Source organism: Bacillus cereus group sp. MYBK101-2, from assembly GCF_051918845.1.
Lineage (GTDB): Bacteria > Bacillota > Bacilli > Bacillales > Bacillaceae_G > Bacillus_A > Bacillus_A paranthracis.
Genome location: NZ_JBQAIE010000004.1, coordinates 231,291 through 249,265 on the forward strand (window position 1 = coordinate 231,291; position 17,975 = coordinate 249,265).

Sequence of the window (17,975 nt, forward strand, 5' to 3'; positions counted from 1 at the left end):
CTGATAGGGAATTTCTATGACAAATACATAGTCATTACTTTTTGCTTGCAATGTAAGCGAATCCTCTTTTACACTACATTTTAGATAAAATAAATTTTCTTTCAGTTACATGAATACAAATACAAAAGTTTAAATAATCCTCTTTTGGAATACGCTTTACTTTATTAAATATCTAATATGAGTAATCCACTTACACATATTATTCTGATTGAAAACAGACTATAGGGGCTGAATATATGGAAAAGAAATTCATGCGAGAATCAAAAGCAATTAAAACAACACGTGTTTTTCCTAACGATTTAAATAATCACCAAACACTTTTTGGAGGGAAATTATTAGCAGAAATTGATAGTATTGCTTCAATTGCGGCTGCAAGACATAGTCGTAAACATTGCGTAACAGCATCTATTGATTCAGTTGATTTTTTAACTCCAATTCACCAAGCTGATTCTGTTTGTTATGAAGCATTTGTATGTTATACAGGGAAATCTTCAATGGAAGTTTTCGTAAAAGTAATCGCAGAAAATTTATTAGCAGGCGAGCGTAGAATTGCCGCCACTTGCTTCATTACATTTGTGGCAATAAAAGATGGAAAACCTTCGTCCGTACCACAAGTACTTCCTGAAACTGAAGAAGAACATTGGTTACACACAACCGGTTCAGAACGCGCGGAAAATAGAAAAAAAGGACGTTTAAAAAGTAAAGAAATGGCTGAGGTTTTAACTTTAAATAAACCTTGGAATATTTAATACGATACTCTTCCATATACATGCATAGGTTCTTTCTTCCTTGCATGTATTTTTTATGCAAAATATTCCCTCTTATCCTTTTATTCTCAATCTGTCCTCTTAAATCATGCACCAGCTTTTCCTTTATTTTGTTATACTGTTAATGGTATATTAAAGAAAGTTCGTTTAAAAATAACCATAATATGATTAAGTATATAAGGGATGGTGCGGTAATGACTATTGAAGTACCAATTTCAATACCAAAAACGTTAATTATTATTCCAGCGTATAACGAGGAAGAGGCAATTGCAGATACATTAACAAGATTATTAAAACTAAAACAGCATTTTACTGGATTAAGCATTTGCGTTATTAATGATGGATCACACGATAAAACAGCTCAAATCGTAAAAGAATTTCCTGTTCACCTTGTGAATTTACCGTATAATCTAGGTATTGGCTCAGCTGTACAAACTGGATATAAATACGCATATGAGAATGGATATGATATTGCGATTCAGTTCGATGCTGATGGACAACATAACCCAGATGATTTATATAAAATTATAAAGCCTATCGCTGAAGATGAATGCGATATGGTACTAGGGTCACGTTTTACAGAAAAAACAGCATATAAAGGTAGTATTTCCAGAAGAATCGGTATTTTTTATTTTACTGCCCTATTGAAAGTACTAACAAAACAAACATTTATGGATCCAACTTCTGGATATCGTGCTATCAATCGAGAAGTAATTAAAATTTTTGCACACAATTATCCAAAAGATTATCCAGAACCAGAAGTTCTTATTCATTTAAAAAAGAAAAAACTTCGCATTAATGAAATATCTGTAAATATGCAAGAGCGACAAGGTGGACAATCTTCTATCACACCTTTTAAATCTGCATATTACATGATTAAGGTAAGTCTTGCTATATTGATGCAAAAAATCGTGAAAGGTTGATAATAAATGCCTATAATTACCTTTTCATTCATCTTTATTTTATTATTATTATTATTAATTATTAATTCTATTCGTCGCGGAACTTTAGAAACGAAATATGCTGTTTTGTGGATTTTTGTTTGTATTGCAATGGCTATTTTAAGTTCTACCGATAAAATTATAAACTGGATTGGAAAACTATTAAAAGTAGAATATCCCCCTTCCATTTTATTTTTATTTGGATTATTATTCTGTTTCATCTTAATTTTTGATCTAACAAGAAAAATTTCTAAACAACATCATCAACTTGTAACATTAACGCAAGATTATGCGTTACTAAAGCAAAAATTACATGCAACTGAGCCAGACAAAGATTAACCTAATAGTTCAAAACCAATATAAAAAACCTCTTAATTTATTTCAAAAATTAAGAGGTTTTTTATTCTCAATAATAATTTATTCCCCTTCACAATCGTTACGATAAATATATCCTACTTACTAACTAAGTAAAAATAGTATAAATAAGAATTTATATGCAATAAACATATTAAAGCCGTTTGAAATACGAGAATTAACCATAAGCCACCACCTTTTTAATAGAAAGTTGATTTACAAAGTTTATATGCGTTAAAATTATACAGATGTTCTTGTAATCTTCTTCCTTTCAAAAGGCTTGTATATATGGTGCAAGACATAAAAAACTTGAGGAGATAAAAATTCTATGATGGAACAAAAACAACTTGTTTCTGTTGTCATACCTCTGTATAACACGGAAAAATATATTGAAGAAACGATGCAGTCAATATTAGATCAAACATATAAAAATATCGAAATTGTAATTGTAGATGATGGGAGTAAAGATCAGTCACCTTCTATCGTAAAAAATCTTGCTGAAAAATACCCAGGGCAAGTAAAATACGTTCATCAAAAAAACCAAGGCGTTTCAGTAGCCCGTAATACAGGTATGGAAAATGCTAGCGGAGAATATGTCGCTTTCCTTGATAGCGATGACTTATGGCATCCAACTAAAATTGAGAAGCAAGTCGAAAGTATGCATAAAAACGAAATGGACGCGTGCTATTGTGGTTATATGAATTTCTACGAAGAAACAGGCGAGAAGGTTGAACATACAACAAACTTTATTAAAGGTGATATGACAAAAGCATTCCTAACACATCAAGTTGTTGCTCAAACAAGTACTTGGATTTTCAAAAGATCTATCGTAATAGATCATAACATTCGTTTTACACCAGGATGTAGTTGGGGCGAAGACTTGGAGTTTTTATTTAAACTTATGAGTGTGACAAATGTATGTTATGTCGATGAATACTTAACATATTACAGAATCTTATCAGAAGGAAATCTTTCTTCTAAATATAAAGATTATGAATTAAAAACGGCAAAAGAGCTGGAAGTATTCAATCGTATGAAAGACTGGATACATAATAAATCTCAAGATTTCATTACAAAAGATCCTCAGTCACTTATTGAGATTCTTGAGACTTATTTATTTCCTTATACAGTCATCAATAACTCTTGTATATATATTAAAGAAAACTCTCAATTAGATAAATCACAAGTTCAATTAATCAAAAAAGATATAAAGAAATATTGCCGTAAAATCTATTCAAAGAATGGAAAGCGTAGTAAAAAACTATATGCAATGCTTTGGTTTGTACGAATTAAATTTCTGTTTTCTTAAACTGAAAATATAACGATACTCTCTTTCTGTGAACAAATCAAAATTACAAATAGGACAAGCTAACCGGGTCCTAAAGAATAGAAAGGTCTTTTCTCATGAAAACAAATAAAATTCTAAAAAATGCATCCTACCTCTTTGTAGGAAACATTACTGTTCGTTTTGTACTGGCTATTGCAACAATTCTCTTTGCAAGATATGTTTCACCAGATGAGTACGGGATGTTTACAGTTGCATTAGCAGTTTCCGCTGTCATTTGCTATTTTACGGATGCAGGTTTGACACATACGTTTATGCGTGAAGGAACAAGAAGCAACGCTAACATTAGCGTATTAATAAGCAGTTATTTACGAATTCGTTTAGTATTAGCTATCGTAATTTCTGTGCTCTTCGCCATTTTCGCTCAGTTCTTCTACACTGATGCTTACTTACGTGCCATGGTATATTGGGTCGTACTACCAACCATGTTTGGAGCTACTTTACAAGGGGTCGGGATGGCCTATTTCCAAGTAACAGAGCGTATGCAATTCACGGCGATTATTTCTGTACTACAAGGTGTGACGGCCGCAGCCGCTCTTCTGCTAGGGATGTCATTTAAATGGTCACTTATGATGGTTGCTGCTATGTATGGAATATCTAGCCTTGTAACAGGAGTCATTGCCTTTATAATGACAATCCGCTATACAACAATTCATAAGGGTTGGAATAAAGGCATTTTAGATCAATTACTTATTTTCACAGTCAATGGCGTTATCATTATGCTTTTACCGCAGTTAGGTCCTATTATCTTAGAAAAAGTTTCAACGAAAGCACAAGTTGGATTCTTTGGGGCCGCCTATAAAATACCTGCTGTACTTTACCAAATACCTGGTGTAATTGCAGCAGCCTTTTATCCAAAATTGTTTGCTTTTGGAAACGAAAATAATATTGATGAACATAGAAAGCTATCTCAATTCGAATTAAAGCTTATGTCTTTCTTAGGGATGGGAATTTCTATCCCGTTTATTGCCGATCCAAGTTTTTGGATTGTAACTCTATTAGGTGAAAAATATGCACCAGCTGGTGATGCCCTTGCAATTTTAGCCTTTATGGTCATTTTACAATCTATCAACTATCCGCTTGCTGATAATTTAACAACAGCTGGTCAACAATGGAAACGTGCAACAACTATGGCAATTGGATTGGCTGTCGCTATCATAAGTTACATCATATTAGGTAGCCAATTTGGAATGATGGGAGCTGCTGTAGCTGCTATCCTTACTGAGATTACATTATTAATCGGATTTTCATTATTCGTTCGTAAAGGATTTTCATTGCTATTCAAAGGAATAATATTCAATACACTAGCATTTATAATTAGTTATGCAATATACCGCACAGTATTAATTAGCTTACCACCACTAGTAGCTTTAGTACTTACTGGTATATTGTATGGCATTATTGGCCTTGCAATTGATCCACAAATACGCGGATTAATTTTAGGATTTGTAAATAAAAAGCTAGGTAGATAAACAATAACAAGGCAAGCTTCTAGATTGTAAATAGAAGCTTGTTTTTTTACTTATATACAATTCCCCTTCATAATAAAAGGTTCTAGGTACAACCCCAATATATTTCTCGTACTTCTCTCCACTTAATACAACTGGCTTTTCCGTCAAATATAGTATTTCCACAAATTCTTTCATCTACTTATCAAACAGACCAATGAACTGGATCATTCTTTTTTTACAGTTATTATTCGTTTGGTATATCCCGTTAATTCTCGTATGTGTTAAATCAATTCCTCACCTGTAATGGCACCATAACCTGATATGTTCCAATTTTGTCCATAGGCCTCGTCATGTGAAGCTAATTCAACTATTGCTTTTGCACCATCTGGTGTAAAAATATATTCACGGGCGATCTTTTTATCTCCAATAAAGCTAGACATTTTATTTGCAAGTATTCCTTTTAATGTATGATGGACAAGTGTGTTTTCTGCATTTGGACCATAAAAGTTTGGGAAATGAGCAATAAACATTCGTACATTAGCTTATTTTGAAAATATATACATTTTGAAATGATGGCATTATATGAAAGAATTTAGTATCATGATTCAAGGTACTATTTCAAGTTGGACGGAGGATACTATGAGCTTATTAACAGTTGAAAAATTAGGACATACATTTGGCGATCGTACATTATTTAAAGATGTATCTATGCGATTACTAGCAGGTGAACACGTTGGATTAGTTGGTGCAAACGGTGTTGGTAAATCAACATTTATGAATATCATTACTGGTCAACTTATTCATGACCAAGGTCGTGTAGAATGGACACCGGGCACACATTACGGCTACTTAGATCAGCATACTGTTTTAACGCCTGGACGTACAATTCGTGACGTACTAGCGGATGCATTTTTACCGTTATTCGAAAAGGAAAAAGCTTTAAATGAAGTTACAGAAAAAATGGGAACTGCTACACCAGAAGAGCTAGAAGAACTTCTTGAGCAAATGGCAGAAATACAAGATGCACTTGAAGCAGGTGGTTTCTATTTACTAGATATGAAAATTGAAGAGGCTGCACGTGGTCTTGGAATTGATGCAATTGGTTTAGATCGTGATGTTTCAGCACTAAGCGGTGGACAACGTACAAAAGTATTGCTTGCAAAGCTATTACTTGAACAACCAGAAGTGTTATTACTTGATGAGCCTACTAACTATTTAGACGTTGAACATATTCATTGGTTAACAAATTATTTAAAAGAATACCCACATGCATTCTTATTAATTTCTCATGATACGGAATTTATGAACAAATGTGTTGATGTTATTTTCCATCTGGAATTCACAAAAATGACACGCTATACAGCAACATATGAAAAATTCCTAGAACTAGCAGAAATCAATAAAAATCAACATATAAACGCTTATGAAAAGCAGCGCGAGTTTATCAAAAAGCAAGAAGATTTCATTGCAAAGAACAAAGCCCGTTATTCAACAACAGGTCGTGCAAAGAGTCGTCAAAAACAACTTGATCGCATGGAACTTATTGATCGCCCGGAAACAGCAATTAAACCTGAATTCTCATTTAAAGAAAGTCGTGCAAGTAGTCGCTTCGTCTTTGAAGGTGAAAATGTAGAAATTGGATATACACATCCGCTACTACCAAAGCTATCAATGACAATTGAACGCGGTGAAAAAATTGCTATCGTTGGATGTAATGGTGTTGGTAAATCAACGTTACTAAAAACAATTTTAGGTAAAATTAAACCTTTAAGTGGCAAAACAAGTCTTGGTGACTTCTTAGAGCCAGCATACTTTGAGCAAGAAGTTAAAGCTGATAATATAACACCAATTGATGATGTATGGAATACATTCCCTGGCCTAGACCAGCATCAAATTCGTGCGATGTTAGCAAAATGCGGATTAAAAAATGAACATATTTCTCGCCCATTAAGTCAATTAAGTGGTGGAGAACAAGCAAAGGTTCGTTTATGTAAGCTAATGGGTGAAGAAAGTAACTGGCTACTATTTGATGAGCCGACAAACCATCTTGATGTTACAGCAAAAGCGGAACTTAAGAAGGCTATGAAAGCATACAAAGGAACAATTCTTCTTGTATGTCACGAACCGGACTTTTATGAAGATTGGATTACAAAGGTTTGGAACATAGAAGAATGGGCACAACAAAACTCTTAATTATCTAACCTGCCCTTTATACTGTAACTTAACGTACAAAGGGCAGTTAAGTTGAATCAGTAATATATTTTGATAAGGAGTTTTCAAATATAATGGAAAGTACATTCTCTCTCAAACTTAATACGTTTTTTGTGAAAATTTTATTAGTACTATGTCTAATCATTTCTGGTGCTATCACATGGCATTCGGTAGCAGTGATTAAAGAACATGATGAGACTAGCCTCTTAGTTTTAATACCAGTCCTTATTCTAATAGGTCTTGTATTTTTACTTTTTGGCTACATTTCTAATAAATATATGTCAAAATTGACATTTTCTATCTCACTAATCATTTTGGCTTTTTCTATTCGATTAATTTGGATGCTCAATATTCAAACTCCTGTAGAAACAGACTTTTCAATGATGTACCATAGCGCTATACAAGCTGCTAAAGGAGACTTTAGTTTCGCACAAAATACTTATTATACTTCATGGGTTTACCAACTTGGCTTTACAATGTACCAAGCCTTTATTATTAAGTTATTTGGTGAAGGGACGTTTCTCTTAAAATTTTTAAATATAATCTATTGTACAGGAACAACATTACTAATTTATAAAATAACTTCTTATATATTTAATGAATGGTCTGGACGAATAGCTGGATTACTATATGCATTTTATATCCCAAGTATTGTATTGAGTTCTGTACTAACAAATCAACACCTTGCTGTATTTTTATTTTATCTAGGCTTCTATTTATTAATTACAAAAGGCCTAAGCAATAAATATACGTGGATTTTTATAGGGGCTATCCTAGCTTTAGGAGACATCATGCGTCCACTTGGTGCTATAATCTTAATTGCAATAACTATATACGTCTTTTTGCAAGGTATATTAGGAAAATCAAGAAAAGAGATTTTTACTTCTGTAAAAAAACTTAGTGGCATTTTGATTGTATTTTTCCTTTTACATCAAATTGTAAGTTACTCATTTATATATTCCGGAATTACACAATACCCTCTCTCTAATCGTGATCCACTTTGGAAATTCACGTTAGGATTTAATCATGAAACAAAAGGTAGCTATTCTGGTGCAGATGCGGAATATATTATGTCCCTTAAACTTGGCGAAGAACGAACTGCGGCCCAAAAAAAGCTAATTCAAGAGCGACTATCTGATCCACAGAAAGTTTTATCTTTATTTGGGGATAAATTTGTACTCATGTGGGCTGATTATGACTCCGCACCATTATGGAGCCTAGTAACATTGGAAAAGACAGATAAGGATATGGTGTCATTAAAAGAAGATCTTACAAAATATGAAAAGTATATGTATACTGCAGCTATGATATTTGGCACATTATCACTCCTTTATCTCATCCTAACTAAACAAAATAAAACACATTACACTCTATTTTTATTACTAATAATTGGTTACGTAGCTATTCATTTCTTAATCGAATACCAAACAAGGTACCGATACTTCATTATCCCTAGCTTTACAATAATTCAAGGCTACGGAATATATATTTTTTATAGTCTAATATCGAAAAAGAAATTGTCATAAAAAGAAAATAAGAAACTACCTTTCAAAATATTTATAATTGCCCTCAATTTTACTTATAATTTACATTTTGAGGGCAATTTTTTATGATTAATTTCATTTGAGACTTGAAAATATGGTATAATTTTTATTTGTTGTATATGAATAACACTTCTATATTTTTTGTTTTACTTATATATTATTATAAACATGAGGATATTATTATGGAAAAACTCTTAAAGTTTGGCTTAGTAGGGATCTTTAATACACTCATTACAATTATTAGCTTTTGGATATTATTAAAATTCGGTATGAACTACCTTATTGCGAATACCATTGCCTATTCAATTGGTGTTGCCAATAGCTACTATTGGAATAAAAATTGGGTATTTAAACCTAATAATAAAGGCTCGTCAATGTTCTTTAAATTTCTAACTGTAAATTTAATTGTATATGCTTTTAATACATTATGTTTATTTATATTAGTAAATAAACTTACCTTTAATGCATTAATTGCACAGATCTTCGCAATTGGTTTCGGAATGGTTATAAATTTTGTCCTTAATAAAATTTGGACATTCAACCAAACTAAAAAGGTGACTAATTAAATTTGAACAACTTATTAAAAATACGGAGGATGCAACATGCAAAAATTAATTTCGGTTGTAGTTCCTATGTACTTCGAGGAAGAAGTAGCACAAGAATGTTATAACCGTTTAAAGTCCGTTATGCTTCAAAATAACATTAATTACGAGTTTGTCTTTGTAAACGACGGTAGTACAGATCGCACAATGGAAATCTTATCTGAAATTGCAGCAAATGATTACCGTACAAAAATTGTTAATTTCGCACGTAACTTTGGTCACCAAGTAGCTGTTACAGCTGGTATTGCTGCCGCAAAAGGTGACGCTATTGTAATTATAGATGCAGACTTACAAGATCCACCTGAAGTTATTCCTGAACTTATTGCAAAATGGGAAGAAGGATATGAAGTTGTTTATGCAAAACGTAAGCAACGTAAAGGTGAAACTTGGTTCAAACTTTTAACAGCTAAGTATTTCTATAAATTCTTAAACTATATGTCTGATATCGATATCCCAAAAGATACTGGTGATTTCCGAATCATCGACCGTAAAATAGCTGATGTTTTCAATCAAATGACTGAGCGAAATCGCTTCATCCGCGGTATGATGTCTTGGGTTGGCTTCCGCCAAACGTATGTTGAATATGAACGTGATGAGCGCTTTGCTGGCGAAACAAAATATCCATTAAAGAAAATGATTAAATTTGCATCTGACGGCATTATTGCATTTTCGACAAAGCCATTACGCATCGTTATGTCTTTAGGTTTATTATCAGTTCTTATTTCTATAATTGTCTTACTATATACAATTACTGTGAAAGTCTTTGGACATGGCACGCAAACAGGTTGGGCGTCCATTATGGTTGCTATTACATTCTTTAGTGGTATTCAATTACTTGGTCTTGGAATCGTTGGCCAGTATATTGCTCGTATTTATGACGAAAGTAAAAACCGTCCGATTTATATCGTAAAAGAAACAATTAACATTGATGAAGAAGAGACAGCACTGCAAAAAGAAAAAGTGAATGCATAATAAAAAGGTAACAATGAAAACTATCATTGTTACCTTTTTATATTGTAATAGCCCATAAGCCTCAAACGAAATTCTTTTAAAGTTGGATATGCCTCTAAATTAAACAACATCCCTTGGATAACCGGAATTCTTGGATTTTGCATCCTCATTTCTGCCTCCAAAACATCTAATGTAACAAGCAATTCCTCATCTTCTAATTGATCCGCTAAAGTACGTTTAAACACAATAATTTCTTTTAAAAAATGTTCCTTAACCTGCTCCTTAATAAGCTCTGATTTACAAAGAAATTCTCCAAGCTTTTCTTCATGTAATACAGGTTCTTCTGAAGATTCTACCAATCCATCTACTAAATGATCCACTCTTTTCAAAATAAAAGCAGCGACGTAAGATAAGTCTATTTCTGGCGCTTGTAAAATAATTAGTTCTAAATATCCACGGCATATGCCTTCTACCATAATGACTAAATCTAATAAATATGGCATAACCTTATCACCATAAATAGACAGTAAACTATTCCGATAAAATGCGTGAGACTCTAACTTCATCCGCATCATAAATTCTTCTACTTCTTTATTAAAAGGAATCGCATTTTCCCTTGCATGCATAATAATAAATTCTTTATGCTTTTGTATATCATTAAACTGGCAATGCAATTGTTTTGCAAATTTTTCACGTGGCAATAACGACTCTTTTTCAATATCCATCATTTTGTTTTGAATCTTGTCATAGTAATATCGAAGTGTCGCTAATAAAAGTTCCTCTTTTGATTTAAAGTATAAATAAAAGGCTCCCTTAGATATGCCACAAGCTGTCACAATTTCCTGCACCGATGTCGCATTTACACCCTTAGTCGCAAATAACTTCATAGCCATCTCTATAATTAAGCGCTCTTTTTCTTTCATATCATGTCTCTCCTAAATTTAATCTCGCATCTTATTATGAATGTATTATACCATCCCTTTTCATTGACGGCTGACCAATCAGTCAGTTATATTATGTATTAGACTGACCAGTTGGTCAATATAATACAAAGGGAGCGCAAACATGAACAAAATTATTAATTTTTCGTTAAAAAATAAGTTCGCAGTTTGGCTACTAACCATTATCGTTACCATTGCAGGTATTTATTCTGGGCTGAATATGAAGCTGGAAACAATTCCTGATATTACAACACCTGTTGTAACAGTAACCACGGTTTATCCTGGTGCTACACCAGAAGAAGTAGCTGATAAAGTTTCAAAACCGATGGAAGAGCAACTGCAAAATTTAAGTGGTGTAAACGTTGTTAGTTCATCATCTTTTCAAAATGCATCTTCTATTCAGGTAGAATATGATTTTGATAAAAATATGGAAAAGGCTGAAACAGAAATAAAAGAAGCTCTCGCAAATGTGAAACTGCCAGAAGGCGTAAAGGACCCGAAAGTTTCACGTGTAAACTTCAATGCCTTTCCTGTTATTTCATTAAGCGTAGCAAGTAAAAATGAATCTTTAGCTACCTTAACTGAAAATGTAGAAAAAAATGTTGTGCCAGGATTAAAAGGACTTGATGGAGTCGCATCTGTTCAAATTTCAGGTCAACAAGTAGATGAAGTACAACTTGTCTTTAAAAAAGATAAGATGAAAGAATTAGGTTTAAGTGAAGATACTGTAAAAAATGTAATTAAAGGATCGGACGTATCTTTACCACTTGGCCTATATACATTTAAAGACACAGAAAAATCAGTTGTTGTAGATGGAAATATTACAACAATGAAAGCATTAAAAGAATTAAAAATCCCTGCTGTTCCTTCATCAGCAAGCGGTCAAGGTAGTCAAACTGCTGGAACTGGTGCACAAATGCCACAAATGAATCCAGCTGCTATGAACGGGATTCCGACAGTTACATTAGACGAAATTGCTGACATTAAGGAAGTCGGAAAAGCAGAATCTATTTCTCGAACAAATGGAAAAGAAGCAATTGGAATTCAAATTGTCAAAGCTGCTGACGCCAACACAGTTGATGTTGTAAATGCAGTGAAAGATAAAGTAAAAGAACTTGAGAAAAAATATAAAGACTTAGAGATTATTTCAACATTCGACCAAGGTGCACCTATTGAGAAATCAGTAGAAACAATGCTGAGCAAAGCCATTTTTGGTGCTATTTTTGCGATTGTTATTATTATGCTGTTCCTACGAAATATCCGAACAACATTAATCTCTGTCGTTTCCATACCACTTTCTTTATTAATTGCTGTATTAGTCATAAAGCAAATGGATATTACACTTAACATTATGACACTCGGAGCAATGACAGTCGCTATCGGGCGCGTTGTGGATGACTCCATTGTTGTTATTGAAAATATTTACCGACGTATGTCGTTATCAGGAGAGAAACTACGCGGGAAAGATTTAATTCGTGAAGCTACGAAAGAAATGTTTATTCCGATTATGTCTTCTACCATTGTAACAATTGCTGTATTTTTACCGCTTGGACTAGTAAAAGGTATGATTGGTGAAATGTTCTTACCATTCGCCTTAACTATCGTCTTCGCTTTATTAGCGTCGTTACTAGTAGCAGTTACAATCGTACCGATGCTAGCTCATTCTTTATTTAAAAAAGAGAGCATGAGAGAAAAAGAAGTACATCATGAAGAAAAACCAAGTAAATTAGCAAACGGTTATAAACGTATACTTGCATGGGCTTTAAATCATAAAATCATCACATCAAGTATTGCTGTCCTTCTATTAGTTGGTAGTCTTGCACTTGTTCCAATTATCGGTGTAAGTTTCTTACCATCTGAAGAAGAAAAAATGATTATTGCAACGTACAACCCTGAACCAGGTCAAACGTTAGAAGACGTTGAAAAAATTGCAACGAAAGCTGAGAAGCACTTCCAAGATAATAAAGACGTCAAAACAATTCAATTCTCATTAGGTGGCGAAAACCCAATGAGTCCTGGTCAATCAAATCAGGCAATGTTCTTCGTACAATATGATAACGACACGAAAAACTTCGAAAAAGAGAAAGAACAAGTCGTTAAAGATTTACAGAAAATGTCTGGAAAAGGCGAATGGAAAAACCAAGACTTCGGAGCAAGTAGCGGTAGTAACGAAATCAAGTTATACGTTTACGGAGATAGCTCAGAAGACATTAAGCCTGTCGTAAAAGATATTCAAAACATAATGAAGAAAAACAAAGACTTAAAAGATATAGACTCTAGTATTGCAAAAACATACGCAGAATACACTTTAGTCGCAGATCAGGAAAAGCTAAGTAAAATGGGTCTAACGGCTGCACAAATTGGAATGGGACTTTCTAATCAACATGATCGCCCTGTTCTGACAACAATTAAAAAAGACGGTAAAGATATCAATGTATATGTAGAAGCTGAAAAACAAAATTATGAAACAATCGATGACTTAACAAATCGTAAAATTACAACGCCGCTTGGTAATGAAGTGGCTGTAAAAGATGTGATGACTGTAAAAGAAGGAGAAACTTCGAATACAGTGAAACACCGCGATGGCCGTGTTTATGCGGAAGTAAGTGCAAAACTAACATCTGATGACGTTTCAAAAGCATCCGCCGCGGTTCAAAAAGAAGTAGATAAAATGGATCTTCCTTCTGGCGTAGATGTTTCTATGGGAGGCGTTACAAAAGATATTGAAGAATCATTCAAGCAACTTGGCTTAGCGATGTTAGCTGCGATTGCTATTGTATACTTCGTTCTTGTCGTTACATTTGGCGGTGCTCTTGCACCATTCGCAATTTTATTCTCGCTACCATTTACAATCATTGGAGCCCTTGTTGCCTTATTAATCTCTGGTGAAACGTTAAGTGTCTCTGCAATGATCGGTGCCCTTATGTTAATCGGTATCGTTGTAACAAACGCAATCGTGCTTATCGACCGCGTTATTCATAAAGAAAATGAAGGTCTATCAACACGTGAAGCTTTATTAGAAGCTGGTGCAACACGCCTTCGTCCGATTTTAATGACTGCAATTGCAACAATCGGTGCTCTTATCCCGCTCGCATTAGGATTTGAAGGTAGCGGCTTAATTTCTAAAGGACTTGGTGTAACAGTAATTGGTGGATTAACAAGTTCAACATTATTAACACTTCTTATTGTTCCAATCGTTTATGAAGTATTAAGCAAGTTTAAAAAGAAAAAAGTAAAGTAACAAAAAAATAACCTCGCTAACTGCGAGGTTATTTTTTATTTCCAAACAAGATTAGGAAATCACCATAGCCTTCTTTTTCTAATTCCTCTGTTGGAATAAATCGAAGAGCTGCTGAATTTATACAATAGCGAAGTCCATTTGGTCCTGGACCATCTGGAAATACGTGGCCGAGATGTGAATCTCCTTCCTTACTTCTCACTTCTGTACGCGTCATATTATGACTCACATCCATTTTTTCCTTCACACTAGCTGACATAACTGGCTTCGTAAAACTAGGCCATCCACATCCACTATCAAATTTATCTAGAGAAGTAAACAAAGGTTCACCTGAAACGATATCTACATAAAGACCTTCTTCTTTATGATTCCAATACTCATTTCGAAATGGTGGTTCTGTACCATTTTCCTGTGTTACATAAAATTGCATCTCATTCAGTTTTTCCTTTAAATGAGCATTATCCTTTGGCCAATGTTGCTTAATAAACGCATCTCGCCCTGAGCCCTTACGGTATAACTCGTAGCGGAATTCATTTTTCTTATGATATCCTTGGTGATATTCCTCTGCGGGATAAAACGTAGCAGCTGGCAATATTTTTGTCGCAATCGGCTTTGAAAAGCGCCCACTCCTTGCAAGCTCTTCTTTTGAAGCCTCTGCTTTTTTATGTTGTTCTTCATTATGATAAAAAATCACTGTTTCGTAAGACTGCCCGCGATCGTGGAATTGCCCACCTACATCAGTCGGATCAATTTGTCTCCAATATATATTTAATAACTCCTCATACGGCATTTTATTTGCATCAAATGTAATTTGTACTGCCTCATAATGTCCCGTCGTTTCTGAACATACTTCTTTATATGTTGGATTCTCTTTATGACCACCTGTATAGCCAGAAACAACCTTTATAATTCCTTCCATCTCTTCAAATGGCGAAACCATACACCAGAAGCACCCTCCAGCAAATGTAGCTAATTCTACCTTTTCATTTACAGCCATTCTTTCACCCCTATTCTATCTTCTCCTTACAGTATGGCATAAGAAACATCATGTTATAAAAGAAAAAGCATCGAACATCGATGCTTTTTTCTCTTCACTTTATTTTTTTCCAGCGTCCTTCTCCATTTCATCACTTGTCACATCTAAGACATCTAATAAGAAAATGAAGATTGGAATACCGATAATTAATCCCCATACACCTAAGAAGTGTTCCGAGAAGATTAATACCATAAACGTATAGAAAATTGGTAAGTTTGTTTTTTGCGACATAAACTTCGGATTTAACACGTAACTTTCAAGCGCATGAATGACTGTTACGATAACTAAAATATAAACAACGTACATAATACCGCCGATATTGTAAGCAATCATACAAAGCGGGAATAACGAAATGATAACCCCAGCTACTGGAATTAAACCAAGTAAGAAGATCATTAACGCTAAACCTAATAATTGTGGGAATCCTAATATCCATAATGCAATAACGGATAAAACGCAGTTAACAACTGCAATTAAAAATTGTGCCTCAATTACTTTTCCGAATGAACGTGCAAATTTCTTACCGAAGTACTCAATTTCAGTATAGAAAATTGCCAGTCTGCTCTCTTTAAATTTTGCAGTAAAAGCAACGATACGAGCTTTCTCCAATAAGAAAAATAAACTTAAAATTAAAGAAAGTAACACTTGAAGGCCAAATTTCCCAACATTCGTAATCGATTTATACAAAATGTCAACGCCTTGTCCTACATACTTCGAAAGTTCCATATGATTAACAGCATTAACTGCATACTTAATTAATTCACTGTCCGGTGGGTTTCTTAAAAATACGTTAAATTGATAAATCAATTGTGAAATTTGTATCGTTAATACTGGTAAATATTTAAATAGCGTAATAGCAATTCCACCAATTAACATGACATATAGAAATGCTATAATGAGTTTTCGATTAATGGGCATGAAATGATCTAATTTGCGGGAAATAAACTTTTGGAATCGATCCATTAAATACGTAAGAATAAACGTAATTAAAATTAAATTCAACATACTTTGCAGCCCGTATAACACGAGGGCAAGTATTACTAATACGAGTAACCTCTGAAATCCTTTGCTTTGAAACAGGTTTTTTATTTGCATAATCGACGAGTACTCTCTCCTGTCCTATAAAGTAAAACGTTAATAAGTAGATTTTTCTCTCTTTTCTACTTTTAATTATTCATTCATATTAAGATTTTTATAAGCTCATTATACGCCTGCCTTAGCAGATCTATAGTAGCTTACTTCTTATTTTACAATACAATGACCTAATTCAAAACGTATTCTACACAGTATTAATAAAGATTTAAGGAAACTTACATTTTGTCACAATAGGTCTTACCACTACTGTAACATAAAAAGCAAGCTATCAGTAGAAATCTGTCCTACAAATAGCTTGCTTTTCTCATTTTTCAAGTAAGTTTTACTATCCAATGAATGGCATGAACATCGGTATGACAACTACCGTTACAACTCCAACTACTGTTACAGCAATACTTGCCATAGCTGCCTCTACTTCACCCATTTCAATTCCTACTGCCACTCCTAATGCATGACCTGCTGTTCCAAGTGCTAAACCTTTTGCAATTGGATGTTTCACTCTAAATGTTTTTAAGAATAACGCTCCTAATGCGTATACGATAACTGCGTTAAAGATTACTGCAAATGATGTAATTGCTGGTATACCACCAATACTTTCAGAGATTGGTAATGCAATTGCTGTTGTTGCCGCTTGTGGTAACATTGAATTCATTACTGCTGTATCTAAACCAATTGCTTTTGCAACAATGAACACGACAATTACTGAACAAATAGATCCAACCACGATAGCTGATAAAATTTGCCACCAATATTTTTTCAACTTATCCACTTGTTTATATAATGGAATTGCAAACGCGATTGTTGCTGGCTCTAAGAAAAAGCTAATCATTTTTCCACCAGTATTATATTCTTCGAAAGTAAAGTTACCTACTTTTAAAAAGACAATCCCTAATACCATCGCTACGAATAATGGTGTGAATAAGAAGAACCCTTTTGAATGCTTGAATAATAATGTTCCGATTCCGTATGCGATTAATGAAACGACGATTCCGAAATATGGAGTCATTGTGCTTGCCATGTTCATTCCCTCCTAACAATATATACTAAAATGGTTACGCAACTTTTCCGTGCTTGCGTCCTTTATTTACTACTTTCAATTCTTTTGTATCTTCTGTTTCTTTTTTATCTTTTCCTAAAATAAATTGTGCAAATAATCCTGTTACAGCGAGTAAAATAACTGTTGCGACAACAATTACAGTTAAAATTTGTACAAAATATTGTCCCATTACACCAAGAGAATTAATAACCGAAATACCTGATGGGACGAAAAGGAATCCGATAATACCTGTTAAAGCTGTTCCAAGTGATTCAACTTGTTCCAATTTAATAACCTTTAAACATAATAGACTAAATAAAATGACTAACCCGATTACCGATGAAGGCATCGGAATTGGTAAATGTGTTGCAATAATATTAGAAATTAACATAATAGCTGAGAATATGAATGCTTGTGATAAGAAACTATATACTTTTTTCGTACTCATTTTGGCCACCTCTTT

The 17,975-nt window shown here is 33.7% G+C and carries 15 protein-coding genes and 1 pseudogene; 10 read left to right on the forward strand and 6 right to left on the reverse strand.

Annotated elements, in window-relative coordinates; genetic code table 11:
- Nucleotides 1-236: 236 nt before the first annotated feature.
- From ACTFSI_RS11940 to ACTFSI_RS11960, 5 genes are all read left to right on the forward strand, one after another.
- Entirely contained in the window at nucleotides 237-749 is a 513-nt protein-coding gene (locus ACTFSI_RS11940; RefSeq protein WP_000412121.1) for an acyl-CoA thioesterase, read from the forward strand.
- A 212-nt stretch (nucleotides 750-961) separates the two neighbouring features.
- A complete protein-coding gene (locus ACTFSI_RS11945) occupies nucleotides 962-1,690 on the forward strand; it encodes a glycosyltransferase family 2 protein (RefSeq protein ID WP_000151537.1) in 729 nt (242 codons plus the stop codon).
- 6 nt (nucleotides 1,691-1,696) lie between these two features.
- Nucleotides 1,697-2,047: a DUF2304 domain-containing protein gene (locus ACTFSI_RS11950; protein ID WP_001121772.1), complete on the forward strand. Its 351-nt coding sequence runs from the start codon at nucleotides 1,697-1,699 to the stop codon at nucleotides 2,045-2,047.
- 343 nt (nucleotides 2,048-2,390) lie between these two features.
- Nucleotides 2,391-3,371: a glycosyltransferase family 2 protein gene (locus ACTFSI_RS11955; RefSeq protein ID WP_000970533.1), complete on the forward strand. Its 981-nt coding sequence runs from the start codon at nucleotides 2,391-2,393 to the stop codon at nucleotides 3,369-3,371.
- Between the two features lie 95 nt (nucleotides 3,372-3,466).
- Complete coding sequence (locus ACTFSI_RS11960; RefSeq protein ID WP_016719048.1) at nucleotides 3,467-4,879, forward strand: oligosaccharide flippase family protein; 1,413 nt, start codon at nucleotides 3,467-3,469, stop codon at nucleotides 4,877-4,879.
- On the opposite strand, the pseudogene ACTFSI_RS11965 reads toward ACTFSI_RS11960, so the two are convergent.
- A pseudogene (locus ACTFSI_RS11965) lies at nucleotides 4,868-5,400 on the reverse strand (short chain dehydrogenase); the annotation flags it as partial. The gene ACTFSI_RS11960 and the pseudogene ACTFSI_RS11965 sit on opposite strands and share 12 nt — an antisense overlap.
- Nucleotides 5,401-5,497: 97 nt before the next feature.
- Here ACTFSI_RS11965 and ACTFSI_RS11970 point away from each other — a divergent pair.
- The 4 genes from ACTFSI_RS11970 (at nucleotide 5,498) to ACTFSI_RS11985 (ending at nucleotide 10,187) form a co-directional block, all read left to right on the forward strand.
- Nucleotides 5,498-7,051 (forward strand): ABC-F family ATP-binding cassette domain-containing protein, encoded by a 1,554-nt coding sequence (locus ACTFSI_RS11970; protein ID WP_014481802.1) that lies wholly within the window; start codon nucleotides 5,498-5,500, stop codon nucleotides 7,049-7,051.
- A 92-nt stretch (nucleotides 7,052-7,143) separates the two neighbouring features.
- Entirely contained in the window at nucleotides 7,144-8,595 is a 1,452-nt protein-coding gene (locus ACTFSI_RS11975; RefSeq protein ID WP_000446227.1) for an ArnT family glycosyltransferase, read from the forward strand.
- A 200-nt stretch (nucleotides 8,596-8,795) separates the two neighbouring features.
- The gene (locus ACTFSI_RS11980) at nucleotides 8,796-9,179 is read left to right on the forward strand and encodes a GtrA family protein (RefSeq protein WP_000413286.1); all 384 of its coding nucleotides are present in this window, start codon (nucleotides 8,796-8,798) and stop codon (nucleotides 9,177-9,179) included.
- Between the two features lie 36 nt (nucleotides 9,180-9,215).
- The gene (locus ACTFSI_RS11985) at nucleotides 9,216-10,187 is read left to right on the forward strand and encodes a glycosyltransferase family 2 protein (protein ID WP_001170717.1); all 972 of its coding nucleotides are present in this window, start codon (nucleotides 9,216-9,218) and stop codon (nucleotides 10,185-10,187) included.
- 29 nt (nucleotides 10,188-10,216) lie between these two features.
- Here ACTFSI_RS11985 and ACTFSI_RS11990 read toward each other — a convergent pair whose 3' ends face one another.
- On the reverse strand, nucleotides 10,217-11,089 hold the full coding sequence (locus tag ACTFSI_RS11990; protein ID WP_000659609.1) for a TetR/AcrR family transcriptional regulator: 873 nt from the start codon (nucleotides 11,087-11,089) through the stop codon (nucleotides 10,217-10,219).
- 142 nt (nucleotides 11,090-11,231) lie between these two features.
- On the opposite strand from ACTFSI_RS11990, the gene ACTFSI_RS11995 reads away from it, so the two are divergent.
- Entirely contained in the window at nucleotides 11,232-14,348 is a 3,117-nt protein-coding gene (locus ACTFSI_RS11995; protein WP_001033533.1) for an efflux RND transporter permease subunit, read from the forward strand.
- 28 nt (nucleotides 14,349-14,376) lie between these two features.
- Here the strand turns inward: ACTFSI_RS11995 and msrB are convergent, their stop codons facing one another.
- The 4 genes from msrB to lrgA all read right to left on the reverse strand — a co-directional run bounded on the left by msrB (nucleotide 14,377) and on the right by lrgA (nucleotide 17,960).
- Nucleotides 14,377-15,342 carry a peptide-methionine (R)-S-oxide reductase MsrB gene (gene msrB, locus ACTFSI_RS12000; protein ID WP_061529238.1) on the reverse strand — a complete coding sequence of 322 codons (966 nt, stop codon included), beginning with the start codon at nucleotides 15,340-15,342 and terminating at the stop codon, nucleotides 14,377-14,379.
- Nucleotides 15,343-15,441: 99 nt separating this feature from the next.
- Nucleotides 15,442-16,476 (reverse strand): AI-2E family transporter, encoded by a 1,035-nt coding sequence (locus tag ACTFSI_RS12005; protein WP_001166015.1) that lies wholly within the window; start codon nucleotides 16,474-16,476, stop codon nucleotides 15,442-15,444.
- A gap of 325 nt (nucleotides 16,477-16,801) precedes the next feature.
- Complete coding sequence (gene lrgB / locus ACTFSI_RS12010) at nucleotides 16,802-17,494, reverse strand: antiholin-like protein LrgB (RefSeq protein WP_000168869.1); 693 nt, start codon at nucleotides 17,492-17,494, stop codon at nucleotides 16,802-16,804.
- 34 nt (nucleotides 17,495-17,528) lie between these two features.
- Complete coding sequence (gene lrgA / locus ACTFSI_RS12015; RefSeq protein ID WP_000104902.1) at nucleotides 17,529-17,960, reverse strand: antiholin-like murein hydrolase modulator LrgA; 432 nt, start codon at nucleotides 17,958-17,960, stop codon at nucleotides 17,529-17,531.
- Nucleotides 17,961-17,975 lie beyond the last annotated feature (15 nt).